This window comes from Paraburkholderia sp. LEh10 (assembly GCF_017814945.1).
GTDB lineage: Bacteria > Pseudomonadota > Gammaproteobacteria > Burkholderiales > Burkholderiaceae > Paraburkholderia.
The window spans coordinates 72665-88400 of the sequence record NZ_JAGIPX010000016.1 but is presented as its reverse complement, the minus strand read 5'-3'; the positions used below and the strand labels follow the sequence as shown (position 1 = coordinate 88400).

Genomic DNA, 15736 nt, shown 5'->3' with positions numbered 1-15736 from the left:
TTTGCCGGACAGCCGTCCTGCGACGGCAATCGCGCGCGAGCAAGCGCCCGCTTCATTACACCCAGCCTTTACTGGATCTTCTTGGCCTTTTCGAAGGCTTCGTCGATCGTGCCGACCATGTAGAACGCCTGCTCCGGCAGGTGATCGCACTCGCCGTCGACGATCATCTTGAAGCCACGGATCGTTTCCTTCAGCGGCACGTACTTACCCGGCGAACCCGTGAACACTTCCGCAACGTGGAACGGCTGCGACAGGAAACGCTGGATCTTACGAGCGCGCGCGACCGACAGCTTGTCTTCCGGCGACAGTTCGTCCATACCCAGAATCGCGATAATGTCGCGCAGTTCCTTGTAGCGCTGCAGCGTCTGCTGAACGCCCCGGGTGATCGAGTAGTGCTCTTCGCCGATCACGTGCGGGTCGATCTGACGCGACGTCGAATCGAGCGGGTCCACGGCCGGGTAGATACCCAGCGAAGCGATGTCACGCGACAGAACGACGGTTGCGTCCAGGTGGCCGAAGGTCGTTGCCGGCGACGGGTCCGTCAAGTCGTCAGCAGGGACGTACACGGCCTGAACCGACGTAATCGAGCCCGTCTTGGTCGACGTAATACGCTCTTGCAGCTTACCCATTTCTTCAGCCAGCGTCGGCTGATAGCCCACTGCGGAAGGCATACGGCCCAGCAGTGCCGACACTTCCGTACCGGCCAGCGTGAAACGGTAGATGTTGTCGACGAAGAACAGCACGTCGAGGCCTTCGTCGCGGAAGTGCTCGGCCATCGTCAGACCCGTCAGCGCGACGCGCAGACGGTTGCCCGGCGGCTCGTTCATCTGGCCGTAGACCAGCGCGACCTTGTCCAGAACGTTCGAGTCCTTCATTTCGTGATAGAAGTCGTTCCCTTCACGGGTACGCTCGCCCACACCCGCGAACACGGAGTAACCGCCGTGCTCCTTCGCGATGTTGTTGATGAGCTCCATCATGTTGACGGTCTTGCCCACGCCTGCACCACCGAACAGGCCAACCTTACCGCCCTTCGCGAACGGGCAGATCAGGTCGATAACCTTGATACCCGTTTCGAGCAGTTCCGTCGACGGCGACAGCTCGTCGAACGCCGGCGCCTTCTGGTGGATCGAGCGCGAGGTTTCGCTCGAGATCGGGCCAGCTTCGTCGATCGGACGGCCCAGCACGTCCATGATGCGGCCCAGCGTCGGCTTGCCGACAGGCACGCTGATCGGCTTCGCGGTGTTCTTCACCACGACGCCGCGGCGCAGACCGTCCGACGAACCCAGACAGATGGTACGGACAACGCCGTCGCCCAGCTGCTGCTGGACTTCGAGCGTCAGTTCCGAACCTTCGAGAATGAGCGCGTCGTAAACCTTCGGCATCGATTCACGCGGGAATTCCACGTCGATCACCGCGCCGATGCACTGTACGATCTTGCCTTCTACCAAAGCAGTAGTACTCATCGCTTTTCCTTTAGATACTCAATTCTTCACTCGCGCAACGGCGCAGTTTCGGTGGACTCGCCTTCAAGGCGCTTCCGCGTGTCGACATCAGCGTCAGACTGCCGCGGCGCCACCGACGATTTCCGACAGTTCCTTCGTGATCGCTGCCTGACGGCTCTTGTTGTACGAGAGCTGCAGTTCATTGATGACCGTCTTCGCGTTGTCCGAAGCGGCCTTCATCGCGACCATGCGTGCCGACTGCTCCGAAGCCATGTTTTCCGCGACGGCCTGATAGACCAGCGCTTCGACATAACGCACCAGCAGTTCGTCGACGACGGTTTGCGCGTCCGGCTCGTAGATGTAGTCCCACGCTGTATTCGGCGTCGGGCTACCCTTCTCGTCCGCGTTCTCGAACTGTTCCGCCGACAGCGGCAGCAGCTGCTCGATCACCGGCTCCTGCTTCATCGTGTTGACGAAGCGGGTGTACGCGAGGTACACGGCGGAAACCTTGCCTTCCGAGTACATGTCGAGCTGGACCTTCACAGCGCCGATCAGCTTTTCGAGGTGCGGCGTGTCGCCCAGTTGCACGACGTTCGATACAACCTTCGCGCGCAGACGGTTCAGAAAGCCGAGACCCTTGCCGCCGATTGCCGTTGCTTCGACCGTCTTGCCTTGGCCTTCGAGCTCCTTGAACTTCTGGAGCGAAGCGCGCAGCACGTTCGTGTTCATACCGCCGCACAGACCCTTGTCGGTCGTAACAAGGATGAAGCCCGTCGACTTCGCGCCTTCGTTCGACACCATGAACGGGTGACGATACTCCGGGGTCGCACTGCTCATGTGCGCAGCGATATCGCGGACCTTGTCGGCGTACGGGCGAGCGGCGCGCATGCGCTCCTGGGCGCGGCGCATCTTCGATGCGGCCACCATCTCCATCGCTTTCGTGATCTTGCGCGTGTTTTGCACGCTCTTGATCTTGCCGCGAATTTCCTTCATTCCAGCCATTGCTTGCTCCTTGATCGAAGCAACGTAGGCGCGCTTTCACGCGCCGACGTTGCTTCAAGGTCCGTTTATGCCTTGCGGATCACTCGCGGATCAATAAGCGCCCGACTTCTTGAAGTCCTTGATCGCGGCGTGCAGCGCGCTTTCGTCGTCCTTCGACAAGTCCTTGTTGTCTTCGATGCGCTTGATCAGGTCAGCATGCTTCGACTTCAGGAAATCGCGCAGGCCCTTTTCGAAGGCCAGCACTTGCGACACTTCCAGATCGTCGAGGTAGCCGTTGTTCGCTGCGAACAGCGACACCGACAGCTCCCACACTTGCAGCGGCTGATATTGCGGCTGCTTCAGCAGTTCCGTCACGCGGCGGCCGCGCTCCAGCTGCTTGCGGGTTGCTTCGTCGAGGTCCGATGCGAACTGCGCGAACGCTGCCAGTTCACGATACTGCGCGAGGTCGGTACGGATACCACCCGACAGCTTCTTCACAACCTTCGTCTGAGCCGCACCACCCACACGCGACACCGACACGCCAGCGTTAATTGCCGGGCGGATACCTGCGTTGAAGAGGTCGGTTTCCAGGAAGATCTGGCCGTCGGTAATCGAGATCACGTTCGTCGGAACGAAAGCCGTCACGTCGCCTGCCTGCGTTTCGATGATGGGCAGTGCCGTCAGCGAGCCGCTCTTGCCCTTCACTTCGCCGTTCGTGAACTTCTCGACGTACTCTTCCGAAACGCGAGCAGCACGCTCCAGCAGACGCGAGTGCAGATAGAACACGTCGCCCGGGTAAGCTTCACGGCCCGGCGGACGGCGCAGCAGCAGCGAGATCTGACGGTATGCCCAAGCCTGCTTGGTCAAGTCGTCATAGACGATCAGCGCGTCCTGGCCGCGGTCGCGGAAGTATTCGCCCATCGTGCAGCCGGCGTACGGCGCGAGGTACTGCATCGCGGCCGATTCCGAAGCCGAAGCGGCGACGACGATCGTGTATGCCATCGCGCCCGTTTCTTCGAGCTTGCGAACCACGTTCATGATCGACGAAGCCTTCTGGCCGATCGCGACGTAGATACAGATCAGGTCCTTGCCCTTCTGGTTGATGATCGTGTCGACAGCGACGGCCGTCTTGCCGCACTGACGGTCGCCAATGATCAGCTCGCGCTGGCCACGGCCGATCGGCACCATCGAGTCGATCGACTTCAGACCGGTTTGCACCGGCTGCGACACCGACTTACGCCAGATCACGCCCGGAGCGATCTTTTCGATTGCGTCGGTCATCTTCGCGTTGATCGGGCCCTTGCCGTCGATCGGGTTACCCAGCGCGTCGACCACGCGGCCGATCAGTTCGGGACCCACGGGCACTTCGAGAATGCGGCCCGTCGTCTTGACGATGTCGCCTTCCGAGATGTGTTCGTACTCGCCCAGAATCACCGCGCCGACCGAGTCGCGCTCGAGGTTCAGCGCGAGACCGAAGGTGTTGCCCGGGAATTCGAGCATTTCGCCCTGCATCACTTCCGACAGGCCGTGGATACGCACGATACCGTCGGTCACGGAGATCACGGTGCCCTGGTTGCGAACGTCTGCGCTCGCTTCAAGGCCCTGGATCCGGCTCTTGATCAGCTCGCTGATCTCAGAGGGATTGAGTTGCATTATTCGCTCCTGATAGTCAATTCTGTTGCGTGCCAGCCGCCACAACCACGTGAGGGCTTCAGGCGGTCAGAGCCGTCTGCATGCTGGCGAGCCGCGCGCGGACCGAGGTATCGAGCACTTCGTCGCCGACCGTCACGCGAACGCCGCCGATCAGCGACGGGTCCACCTGGACCGTCGGCTTCAGCTTGCGTTTGAATTTGCGTTCGAGGCTTGCGACGAGGTCGTCCAGCTGCGCACCTTCGAGGGGGAATGCGCTGACGATCAGCGCATCGGCCGCACCTTCGCGGGCGTTCTTCAACTCTTCGAACTGCGTGGCGATTTCCGGCAAGAGCGGCAGACGATGATTGTCGACCAGCATCTGAACCAGATTCTTCGCTTGCGCATTGTCCTTGAGCGGCGATTTCACCGCGGCCAGCAGCAGGTCGCTGATCTGTGCACGGCTGACTTTCGGGCTCGAGGCAATCGACAGCACTTCGGGCAGACGCGCAACCTGTGCCAGCTCCTGCACGAGCGTGGACCAGGCGGCGATGTCACCAGCTTCGGCCACGCCAAACAGCGCTTCTGCGTACGGACGGGCGATGGTTGCAAGTTCGGCCATGATCAGAGCTCGGCTTTGAGTTGATTCAGCAGGTCGGCGTGAGCCGCCTGGTTGACTTCGCGCTTCAGGATCTGTTCGGCACCCTTCACGGCGAGCGCGGCGACTTCGCCACGCAGCGCTTCGCGCGCCTTCACGATCTGTTGGTCAGCGTCAGCTTTCGCCTGAGCGATGATACGAGCGGCTTCGGCTTGCGCCTGTGCCTTGATTTCGTCGGCGACCGCAACTGCGCGCTTTTCGGCATCAGCGATGCGTTGCTGGCCATCATTGCGTGCCTGAGCGAGTTCCTGGTCGACGCGCTTGTGCGCAGCTTCGAGTTCCAGCTTGCCCTTTTCAGCGGCCGAGAGGCCATCGGCGATCTTTTTCGAGCGCTCGTCGAGGGCGTTGATCAGCGGCGGCCACACGAACTTCATCGTGAACCACGCGAGGATCAGGAACACGACCATTTGCGCAAACAGGGTTGCGTTGAGATTCACGGTGTTTCCTTAAACGTTGCTTGATCGGAGGGGGAAACGGCAAGGCGCTCATCGATTCATTGCTCGATCAGCGCCTTAGTGCCCGTTCCGCTTTGCGCCCTTCTCAGTTATAGATCAGGCGCGCACTTCCGAGGAACCTCAGCCTGCCAGCTTCGACAGCAGCGGGTTCGCGAACGCAAACAGCATTGCCACACCAACGCCAATCAGGAACGCCGCATCGATCAGACCAGCCAGCAGGAACATCTTGGTTTGCAGCGGGTTCATCAGTTCCGGCTGACGAGCGCATGCCTCGATGTACTTGCCGCCCATCAGACCGATACCGATACAGGCGCCGATTGCACCCAGGCCGATGATGATGCCGATACCGATGGCGGTCAGACCCTGGATGTTGGCGATGAAAGCTTGCATGATCACTCCTTGTGAAAAGTCTTTTTGGAACTGGGATTTAAAAAACTACGATTCTTGAAACTAGATTCGTTTTGACGCGCCGGTTAGTGCGAGTCGTGTGCCTGGCCGATGTACACCAGCGTCAGCATCATGAAAATGAACGCCTGCAGCAGAACGATCAGGATGTGGAAGATCGCCCACACGCTGCCTGCGATCACGTGGCCGATGAAGCCAAGCACCGTCGTGTCCGCACCGAAGTTCCAGATGCTGCCGAGCAGGGCAATCAGCAGGAACAGCAGCTCACCCGCGTACATGTTGCCGAACAGCCGCATGCCGAGGGAAACCGTCTTCGCGACGAACTCGATGATGTTCAGTGCAAGGTTCGGGATCCACAGCAGCGGATGCGCGCCGAACGGAGCGGACAGCAGCTCGTGCACGAAGCCGCCTGCGCCCTTGATCTTGAAGTTGTAGTAAATCATCAGCACGAACACGCCGAGCGCGATGCCGATCGTGCCGTTCAGGTCGGCAGTCGGAACGATGCGGTGGTGCGAGATGACTCCGGACAGACCCAGCAAGCCGATCACGCGGCCCGGCAGGTCGACGGGGAGAAAGTCGAGCGCGTTCATCAGCGCGACCCAGACGAACACAGTCAGCGCGAGCGGCGCAATGAAAGCGCGGTTGCCGTGGATCATCGACTTCGATTGATCCTCGACCATTTCAACCAGCATTTCGATCGCGCACTGAAAACGGCCCGGCACGCCGGACGTCGCCTTGCGCGCAGCGAGACGCAGCACGAGGATGGTGACGAGACCGCACACGATCGACCAGAACAGCGTATCGAGATTCCAGACGTGGATGTCGAAAATCGACGTCTGATGAGCGGTGGAAAAATTCTGCAAGTGGTGCGCAATGTACTCGGACGGATCCAGAGCGCGCGTTCCTTCGCTAGCTGCCATATCGTTAATGCCACCCAAATTGTCGAAAATCTTCCAGGCCGCTCCCGCCGCAATACTGTATTGCGGGAACACGCCAGCGCGGGCTTTTGTCCAACCCGCGCGCCTCGTTGCTGACGCCGCGTTGTACACGCCTTGCGTCAGTTAGTGTCTCGCTTGCTTCATCGCCAGGCGAGCGCGATCCAATACGTCTTGAGAGCGATGAGGTAAGTCACGAGCAGCGGAATCCACCGTACGTCGTGATACCAGAATGCGATGGCAATAAACATCGCAATCGTTGTCCCCATCTTGAGCGCTTCACCGATCATCCAGCTCATCACCGTTTCGGCGCCGCTCAACTTCTTAAGACGTGCCGCGAACAATGCGCTCGGCACCCAGCAAATCGCTCCCCCCAGGAACGCTGACAGCGCAGCAGCACCCGGCGGCTTGTAGAACAGCCACCACAACAGCGTTGCACCCAGGGACAAAACCATTTGCGCAATCACGACCTTGAACGGTGTGACGCGCGATGGACGACTCACGTTCGGACCGAACAGTTTTTCGGCCTCGGCCCGCGTGAGCGGAACGATATTGTTATCTTGCTGCTCGGCATCCCACGCGTCGTCATGCGTTGCACGCTGACCAGCGGGCGCTTGCGAACCGATGCGATCTTCGCGGTGTTCGTCGTGCCGTTGCTGCGGCTTTTGGTTCGACGCTTTGACCGCCATCGCAGTATTCCGCAAAGTCCTGTTTCAGCCCGCGAGCTTTCGCACCGCTTACGGGGTTACCTAGCAAATAAATCCGGGCGATTGTAAGCGATAGTTGCAGGCAATTCAAGACTTTAGCCCGACCAATAACCGGCGTGAAACGGCGCTTCATGATGCGGAAAACCTGCGTTTTCAGGCCATCGGACTGCAAATGTAAGGCGGTTGCGGGAGACGGGGAAGCGCGGGTCGAGTTGTGCTATGGCGGCCCGCTTCGGAACGCCTTTTCGAGGCTCGCACAAGTGTCAAAAATGCAACAGAAGCCAGCCGCCGACAACCCCGCCTACGACCCAGAACGGGACCGAAAAGAGATGAAACTGCGCCCACATGCCGCGCTGTCCTGCAAGCCTCATTGCAATCAGATTCGCGAGCGATCCGATCGCAAATCCAAATCCGCCGACGCTAACGCCGAACGCGAGCGCCCGCCAGTCCTTTGAAAACTCAGCGAGCATGATCGCAGCAGGAACATTGCTAATGAACTGCGAAAGCACCGCGCTCGCTGCATAGGCGCGCAGCGGTGTCGTGAGGTGCAGCTGTCCGACGGCGTCGTGCACCCACGGCAATGCCGCGACGCTCCTCAGAACGATGAACATGAACACGAAGATCAGCAGCAAAAGCCAATCGATCTTCAGAATAATTCGCGGACGCCAAAAGATGAATCCGAGGCCGACACCAATTAATCCGATACTTACGCGATGCGCGTCGGCGAGCAGGACAAACGCCGCAAAGAGAATCACGGCGACGCCAAGCAGCGGACGGTCGACGGGATGGGGTTCTGTATCCTTCGACAAGTCGAGCGCGACATTCTTGAACGATACCGCCGTCAATGCATATAGCATCGCCATCAACGCAACGCACAATGGCGCAAGCGCCAGCACGAATCCGCCGAACGAAACGCCGCTCGTCTGCCAGAGAAACAGATTTTGTGGATTGCCCAGCGGAGTGAGAATCGAACCAGCGTTGACTGCGATCGCGATGAAAATCACGAGGCGCTTGAGTGGAAGCGGCGTCAACTCGTTCAACGACAATGCGAGCGGCACGACGACAAACAACGCGACGTCATTGGTCAGCAAGGTCGAAAGCGCAGCGGCCAGCGCGATCAGCAAATAAGCCAGCGCGCGCTGCGAATGGATATGATGGACGACACGATGTGCGAACCATATCAGGAATCCTGAACATTCGACGGCTTTCGTCAGGATCAGAAGCCCTGCAAGGGTCATGACCGTTTCCCAATCGACCAGCGCAGGAAACGACTTGAATGGGCGCGGATGGAAGACCTGTAGCGCGATCAACGCGGCTACGAGCACGGCAAGGACCGGCTCTTTCGCTACATAGTGAGTGATCGCGCGCAGCAGGGTTCGAGGCGATTTCAGCGCTTGCTCAGCAGTCGGCATTGAATTGATTGTCATGCCGCCGACGTATTGCCCCGCAACCGGGCAAGAATGCCTTCGAGCGCATCAAGATCGCCAAAATCGACGAGCACCTGCCCTCGCCCGCGCCGTCCAAGCTTGATCTTCACCGTCGCGGCGAGCAGGTCGGACAGTTCCTCTTCGAGCCGGCGCGTGTCCCGGCCACCATCGTTGTTCGGCTTCGCCTTGACGGCGGGCGCGGCCTTCGTCGTGGCCGTCACAAGCTTTTCCGTCTCACGCACGGACATCCGCTTGTTGACCACCTGATTCGCAAGCGTGATCTGAGTGGCGGCGTCGACGGCGAGCAATGCGCGCGCGTGGCCCATGTCGAGATCGCCGGCGAGCAACATCGTTTGCACGGGCGAAGCCAGGTTCAGCAGACGCAGAAGGTTCGACACCGCGCTGCGCGAACGTCCAACCGACTCGGCCGCCTGTTCGTGCGTGAAATCGAATTCGTCGAGCAAACGCTGGATGCCTTGCGCCTCTTCCAGCGGATTCAGGTCCTCGCGCTGGATGTTCTCGATGAGCGCCATCGCGGCGGCGGCCTGATCGGGCACGTCACGAACCAGCACAGGCACTTCTTCGAGGCCGGCAAGACGTGCAGCGCGATAGCGTCGCTCGCCAGCAATGATTTCGAATTTTTCCGGCGACACAGGCCGCACCAGAATCGGCTGCATCAAGCCCTGCGCGCGAATGCTGGCGGCCAGTTCCTGCAGCGCGCCTTCGTCCATTCGCGTGCGCGGCTGATACTTGCCCGCCTGCATCTTGTCGAGCGGCAACGTATGGGGCGCACCGTTGATCTTGACCGCCTCCGTGATGTCCGCGCTTCCGCCGAGCAGCGCTTCCAACCCCCTGCCCAGCCCCTTCTTCCGTGCTACTGCGTTCATCGTGGTTCCTCGGTCCGCTTTGGATGGTTGGCGCTGCGTCATAGCGTACGCACCCGCTCGATCATTTCCTGGCCGAACTGCACATACGCCTGCGCGCCACGCGACGCACGGTCGAACACGACACCCGGCAGGCCATAACTCGGCGCCTCGGCAAGTCGCACGTTCCGCGGAATGACGACATCGAACACCTTGTCGCCAAAGTGCTCTTTCAATTGTTCCGATACCTGCTGCTGCAGCGTGATGCGCGGATCGAACATCACGCGCAACAGGCCGATCACTTTCAGGTCGCGGTTCAGGTTCGCGTGAACCTGCTTGATCGTGTTGACGAGATCCGACAGTCCTTCCAGCGCGAAATACTCGCACTGCATCGGAATCACGACGCCGTGCGCGGCGCATAGACCATTCAGTGTCAATAGCGACAAGGCGGGCGGGCAGTCGATCAGGACGAAATCGTAGTCTTCTACGACATGTGCAAGCGCCTCCTTCAACTGACGCTCGCGGTTTTCCATGCTGACAAGTTCGACTTCGGCGCCCGCCAGTTCACGATTGGCGGGCAATACATCATACGAAACTGCTTCTGACTTTACCCGCGCATCCGCCACGGACACGCCGTCGACCAGCACTTCATAAACCGTGTTTTCGCAAGCGGCCTTATCGACGCCGCTGCCCATGGTCGCGTTGCCTTGTGGGTCGAGATCGATGAGCAGGACCCGCTGTCCCTGCGATGCGAGGCTCGCGGCAAGATTGACCGCGGTCGTCGTTTTGCCGACTCCACCCTTCTGGTTCGCAACGCAGAAGATTTTTGCCATCTTTTAGGTGTCCCTTTGCAGCCTGTTTAATGAGAATTCGATTTGATAGCTCAGCCTACCGTGACTTCAACCAGATGCCGCTCGGCGTCTAGCGATGGCACTTTGAGACGGATTACCTGCTTCACATGCGCGCCCTCGGGCAAACGCTCGATTTCTCCATCCGGTCGCACGCCTTTCATGGCCCAGATCGCACCATCGTCCGCGACGAGATGACGGGCCAGTGTAACGAAATCCGCGAGTTCTGCGAATGCGCGCGAGACGATCACATCAAACTTTCGTGGAACCTCGACACCGGGCCGCAGACTTTCGACGCGCCCCGTGACAACCGACAGATTGCCCAAGCCCAATTCCGCCTTCGCTTGCGACTGAAACGCTGACTTTTTCTGGACGATATCGTTGACGGTCACAGACCATTCGGGAAATACAATCGCCAGGACGATGCCCGGCAACCCGCCACCCGAACCGACGTCCAGAACCGTCGACGGCCCGCGTCCAGCCAGGTGCGGGACGACCGACAGTGAATCCAGGATATGCTGAATCAGCATCTGACGCGGATCGCGGATCGCCGTCAGGTTGTAGACGGCGTTCCACTTGGCCAACAAAGCGACGTAATTGAGCAGCTTGCCATGCTGCTCCGCGCTCAGTGTGATATCGAGATCACGCACGCCCTCTTCGAGCAGAGCGGCGAGTGCGTCACGTCCGCTCATCATCGTAGGACGCGCGGTCATTGAGCCACCGGCGTGCTGTCAGTGCCGGCATCGGCGGGCTTTTGCGTGCGACGACCAGCGCCGCGCTTCAGGTGCACCATCAGCAACGAAATCGCAGCAGGCGTGACGCCAGAAATGCGCGACGCCTGACCGATCGTCTCCGGGCGGAACTGCATCAGTTTCTGGCGCACTTCGAACGAAAGCCCTCGAACTTCCGCGTAGTCGAGATTTTCAGGCAAACGAGTGTTCTCGTGCGCCTCGTTTCGCTCGATTTCATCTGCCTGCCGTTCGATATAGCCCTGATATTTGACGCCGATCTCGATCTGTTCCTTGATCTGCGCCAGCAGCACTTCGTCATCGGCCAAGGCTTCGGTGGGTCCGCAGGCCCCTTCGCGTAACTCGCACACGCCGTCATACGAGACGCCCGGGCGCCGCAGCAGATCCGCGAGACTGTACTCATGATCGATCGGCTTGCCCAGCAAAGCCGTCGCTTCTTCAGATGAAAGCGTCTTGGGATTGACCCACGTGGTCCGCAGGCGTTCTGTTTCACGTGAAACAGCGTCGCGCTTGCGACTGAACGCGTCCCACCGGACGTCATCGACAACACCCAGTTCGCGTCCGATCTCCGTCAGGCGCATGTCCGCATTGTCTTCCCGCAGGCTGAGCCGGTATGCCGCGCGACTCGTGAACATTCGATACGGCTCGGACACGCCACGCGTCACCAGATCGTCGACGAGCACCCCCAGATAGGCTTGATCGCGACGCGGCGTCCACGCCTCCCTGCCCTGAACGTACAGGCCGGCGTTGATCCCAGCGAGCAGACCTTGTGCAGCCGCCTCTTCGTAGCCAGTCGTGCCGTTGATCTGCCCGGCGAAGAACAGACCGCTAATAACCTTGGTCTCCAGCGACGCCTTCAATCCGCGCGGATCGAAATAGTCGTATTCGATAGCGTAGCCGGGACGCAGAATATGCGCGTGCTCCAGACCGACCATCGATCGAACCAGCGCGAGCTGGACATCGAACGGGAGGCTCGTCGAGATACCGTTCGGGTAAAACTCATGAGTCGTTAGACCTTCCGGCTCGAGGAAAATTTGGTGCGACTCCTTCGACGCGAAGCGATGAATCTTGTCTTCGATCGACGGGCAATAACGCGGGCCCACACCCTCAATTACGCCGGTGTACATCGGCGAGCGGTCCAAACCACCACGGATGATGTCGTGCGTTTGTGCGTTCGTATGCGTCACCCAGCAGGGCAGTTGACGCGGATGCTGGTCGACCCGCCCAAGGAATGAAAACACCGGAATCGGATCAAGATCGCCCGGCTGCTCTTCGAGCTTCGAGAAATCGATGGTACGGCCATCGATACGCGGTGGCGTGCCCGTCTTGAGTCGCCCTTGCGGTAGCTTCAATTCCTTCAGGCGAGCCGAAAGCGACACCGCAGCCGGGTCTCCTGCCCGTCCGCCGGTGTAATTGTTGAGGCCGACGTGAATCTTCCCGTCCAGGAACGTGCCGGCCGTCAAAACCACTGCCCGGGACCGAAACTGGACGCCGACCTGCGTCACCGCACCAACCACGCGGTCGCCTTCAATCATCAAATCGTCGACGGATTGCTGGAAAAGCCAGAGATTCGGCTGATTTTCGAGCCGGCGACGGATCGCCGCTTTGTACAGCACACGGTCGGCCTGCGCGCGAGTGGCGCGCACGGCGGGCCCCTTCGACGAATTAAGGATGCGAAATTGAATACCGCCCTCGTCGGTTGCAGCCGCCATCGCGCCACCTAGCGCATCGACTTCCTTCACCAAATGGCCTTTGCCAATGCCGCCGATCGACGGATTGCAGCTCATCTGGCCGAGCGTTTCGATATTGTGTGTCAGCAAGAGCGTCTTATTGCCCATGCGTGCGGACGCCAATGCGGCTTCCGTGCCTGCATGACCGCCGCCAACGACGATTACGTCAAACTCTGTGGGATAAAGCATCGCAGACCTCACGCTGGAGCCCGCGTGAGCCTAAAAAAATGTATGGGCGAAATTATAGCGGTTTCGCTTTTGGCCCGAATTTCGTCCAACTGGCATAGGAATAAAAAACGGCGTGTTTCACGTGAAACACGCCGTTCGTTTGACAGCCGAACCGCCAAAAATTCCTTCTGCTATGCGACTTTTTTAGTTAAGCCCAGATAGGTTTCGATCACGCGAGGGTTTTGAGCCAATGCATTGGCCTCCCCTTCGAGTGCCAGTTCACCCGTCTCCAGCACGTAGCCATAGTCGGAAATCTGCAGGGCAGCCCGTGCGTTTTGCTCGATGAGCAGCGTGGTGACGCCCGTTTGGCGCAATGCGCTGATGATATGAAAGATCTCTTTCACGATCAGCGGAGCCAACCCGAGGCTCGGCTCGTCAAGCATCAGAAGGTCCGGCTTGCCCATCAGCGCTCGGCCGACGGCCAGCATCTGCCGCTCACCGCCCGACAACGTTCCCGCAGCCTGCTTGCGCCGCTCCTTCAAACGCGGGAAAAACTGGAAAACCGGATCAAGTTGATCCAGATAGTTGCGATCTCCTGCGCGCTTGCGACGGTAAGCGCCCAAAACGAGGTTGTCCTCGACCGTCATCGCCGCGAATAGCTCGCGTTTTTCCGGCACGAGACACATGCCGCGCGCGACGCGCTTTTCGACAGGCGCGGCACTCACGTCCTCGCCGCGATAGTTGATCGCGCCCTTTGCGTGCCCCGTCACGGGCAGCGCGCCCATAATCGCATTGAGTAACGTGGACTTACCCGCGCCATTCGGACCGATCACCGACACGATCTGGCCCGGACGCACCGCAATCCTCGCGTTATGCAGCGCCTCGACCTTTCCATAGCGCACGAACAGTCCGCTGATGTCGAGAATCGGTGCATTCGTCATTTGATCCGTCATCACTCCACCCCGCCTAGATAGGCTTCCAGCACCGCCGGATCGTTCTGCACGTCCTGGGGCAAGCCTTCCGCTATCCGTGTCCCAAACTCCATCACCACGAGCCGATCGGTGAGATTCATTACGAAATCCATATCATGTTCGACGAGCAGCACGCTCATGCCCTCCTCGCGCAATTTGCGCAGCAGCGTCGCCAGCTGCTGCTTCTCCTGGTAACGCAGCCCCGCCGCCGGCTCGTCCAGGAGCAGAAGCGTCGGATCACAGCAAAGCGCGCGTGCAATCTCCAGAATGCGCTGCTTACCTAGCGCGAGACTGCCTGCTTCATCGTACATATGCTCTTCCAGGCCGACACGGCGGATCTGCCGCGCCGCTTCCGCCATCAGGCGCGCCTCCTCCGCCGCATTCAGGCGCGCGACACTGCGCCATACGCCTGCATGCCCGCGCAGATGGGCGCCGATCGCGACGTTCTCCAGCACGGTCATCCCCGGCAGCAGCTTGACGTGCTGGAATGTCCGCCCAATCCCCCGTTTGACGATTTCACGTGAATTCAACGCATCGATGCGCTCGCCGCGGAACGTAATCGCACCGCTGGTCGCTTGCAGTACGCCCGTGACCAGATTGAAGGTCGTCGACTTGCCAGCACCGTTCGGACCGATCAAGCCAATGATCTGCCCAGCCTTCACTTCGAAGCTGACATCATTCACCGCGACGAGGCCACCGAACTGTTTGCGCGCCTTATCGACGACCAGCAGCGACTCACCGGCCGTCGGCTTGCTGCGCTGCGGCAGCGCTTCCGCATGCTCGGGTACGTGCGCGCGCGGCCCGCTCGGGAAGGCGCGCGCAACGAACGGCCATACGCCTTTGCGGGCGTACTGAAGCAGCAGCACCATTAATATGCCGAAGACGATGATTTCGAAGTTGCCGTTTTCGCCGAGCAGTTTGGGCAGCAGCGTCTGCAGGTAGTCTTGCAGAACGGTCAGAATGGCCGCGCCCAGCACCGCGCCCCAAACATGCGCGACACCGCCCACTACCGCCATGAACAGAAACTCGATGCCGTGATTGAGACCGAACGGCGTCGGGTTCACTGCGCGCTGCAAGTGCGCATAAAGAAAGCCCGAGATCGACGCCAGGACGGCCGCATAGACGAAGATTACGACCCGCATCCACGCCGTATTGACGCCCATTGCCTCCGCCATCAGCCCGCCGCCGCGTAGCGCGCGAATCGCGCGTCCCGGCCGGCTATTAAGCAGATTTTGAACAGACACGGCGGCACCGAGGACAACGATCCAGATCAGGTAGTAGATATGCCGGCCAGATTCCAGATTGATGCCGAGCACGTTGAGCACTGGAATCCCGTTGATCCCGTCGTACTTGCCGAGCATCTCCATATTGCCGAACAGGAAGAACAACGCGAGCCCCCACGCGATCGTGCCGAGCGGCAGGAAGTGTCCCGACAGCCGCATCGTCACGGCGCCCAGCAGCGACGCGATCAAAGCCGTCAGAACGACGCCGGCGATCAGTGCGAACCACGGCGATACGCCCAACTGCGTCGTCAGATACGCGGTCGTATATGCGCCGACACCGACAAACGCCGCCTGGCCGAAGCTCGTCATCCCGCCGATACCCGTCAGCAGCACGAGGCCGATCGCGACGATCGAATACAGTCCGATATAGTTGAGCAACGTGACCCAGTACTCAGGCACGCGGATCGGCTGCGGCAGCACGGGCAACGCGAACATCGCCACGAGAAACAACCAGAAGAACTTGTTTTGCATGATGCGCTTCATCG

The 15736-nt window shown here is 60.0% G+C and carries 15 protein-coding genes; all 15 read right to left on the bottom strand.

Going from position 1 to position 15736, the window contains the following annotated elements; all coding sequences use genetic code 11:
• Nucleotides 1-68 precede the first annotated feature (68 nt).
• A complete protein-coding gene (atpD, locus tag J8I87_RS15860) occupies nt 69-1463 on the bottom strand; it encodes a F0F1 ATP synthase subunit beta (RefSeq protein WP_209932398.1) in 1395 nt (464 codons plus the stop codon).
• A gap of 93 nt (nt 1464-1556) precedes the next feature.
• Nucleotides 1557-2444: a F0F1 ATP synthase subunit gamma gene (atpG, locus tag J8I87_RS15855; RefSeq protein WP_209932397.1), complete on the bottom strand. Its 888-nt coding sequence runs from the start codon at nt 2442-2444 to the stop codon at nt 1557-1559.
• 90 nt (nt 2445-2534) lie between these two features.
• Nucleotides 2535-4076, bottom strand: a complete 1542-nt coding sequence (gene atpA, locus J8I87_RS15850) for a F0F1 ATP synthase subunit alpha (protein WP_209932395.1) — start codon at nt 4074-4076, stop codon at nt 2535-2537.
• A 58-nt stretch (nt 4077-4134) separates the two neighbouring features.
• Nucleotides 4135-4674, bottom strand: a complete 540-nt coding sequence (locus tag J8I87_RS15845; RefSeq protein WP_209932394.1) for a F0F1 ATP synthase subunit delta — start codon at nt 4672-4674, stop codon at nt 4135-4137.
• A 2-nt stretch (nt 4675-4676) separates the two neighbouring features.
• Nucleotides 4677-5147, bottom strand: a complete 471-nt coding sequence (locus J8I87_RS15840) for a F0F1 ATP synthase subunit B (protein WP_209932393.1) — start codon at nt 5145-5147, stop codon at nt 4677-4679.
• A 138-nt stretch (nt 5148-5285) separates the two neighbouring features.
• Nucleotides 5286-5555, bottom strand: a complete 270-nt coding sequence (gene atpE, locus J8I87_RS15835; RefSeq protein ID WP_007180033.1) for a F0F1 ATP synthase subunit C — start codon at nt 5553-5555, stop codon at nt 5286-5288.
• A gap of 83 nt (nt 5556-5638) precedes the next feature.
• The gene (gene atpB, locus J8I87_RS15830) at nt 5639-6490 is read right to left on the bottom strand and encodes a F0F1 ATP synthase subunit A (RefSeq protein ID WP_209932392.1); all 852 of its coding nucleotides are present in this window, start codon (nt 6488-6490) and stop codon (nt 5639-5641) included.
• A 158-nt stretch (nt 6491-6648) separates the two neighbouring features.
• The gene (locus tag J8I87_RS15825) at nt 6649-7194 is read right to left on the bottom strand and encodes an ATP synthase subunit I (protein WP_209932391.1); all 546 of its coding nucleotides are present in this window, start codon (nt 7192-7194) and stop codon (nt 6649-6651) included.
• Between the two features lie 281 nt (nt 7195-7475).
• Complete coding sequence (locus tag J8I87_RS15820) at nt 7476-8624, bottom strand: sodium:proton antiporter (RefSeq protein WP_209932474.1); 1149 nt, start codon at nt 8622-8624, stop codon at nt 7476-7478.
• An 11-nt stretch (nt 8625-8635) separates the two neighbouring features.
• The gene (locus J8I87_RS15815) at nt 8636-9526 is read right to left on the bottom strand and encodes a ParB/RepB/Spo0J family partition protein (protein ID WP_209932390.1); all 891 of its coding nucleotides are present in this window, start codon (nt 9524-9526) and stop codon (nt 8636-8638) included.
• Between the two features lie 38 nt (nt 9527-9564).
• Complete coding sequence (locus J8I87_RS15810) at nt 9565-10335, bottom strand: ParA family protein (protein WP_209932389.1); 771 nt, start codon at nt 10333-10335, stop codon at nt 9565-9567.
• Nucleotides 10336-10385: 50 nt separating this feature from the next.
• On the bottom strand, nt 10386-11063 hold the full coding sequence (gene rsmG / locus J8I87_RS15805) for a 16S rRNA (guanine(527)-N(7))-methyltransferase RsmG (protein WP_209932388.1): 678 nt from the start codon (nt 11061-11063) through the stop codon (nt 10386-10388).
• Entirely contained in the window at nt 11060-13018 is a 1959-nt protein-coding gene (mnmG, locus tag J8I87_RS15800) for a tRNA uridine-5-carboxymethylaminomethyl(34) synthesis enzyme MnmG (protein ID WP_209932387.1), read from the bottom strand. The genes rsmG and mnmG overlap by 4 nt, the downstream gene beginning before the upstream one ends.
• Before the next feature lie 170 nt (nt 13019-13188).
• The gene (locus J8I87_RS15795; protein WP_209932472.1) at nt 13189-13950 is read right to left on the bottom strand and encodes an ABC transporter ATP-binding protein; all 762 of its coding nucleotides are present in this window, start codon (nt 13948-13950) and stop codon (nt 13189-13191) included.
• A complete protein-coding gene (locus J8I87_RS15790; RefSeq protein WP_209932386.1) occupies nt 13950-15734 on the bottom strand; it encodes an ATP-binding cassette domain-containing protein in 1785 nt (594 codons plus the stop codon). The genes J8I87_RS15795 and J8I87_RS15790 overlap by 1 nt, the downstream gene beginning before the upstream one ends.
• Nucleotides 15735-15736 lie beyond the last annotated feature (2 nt).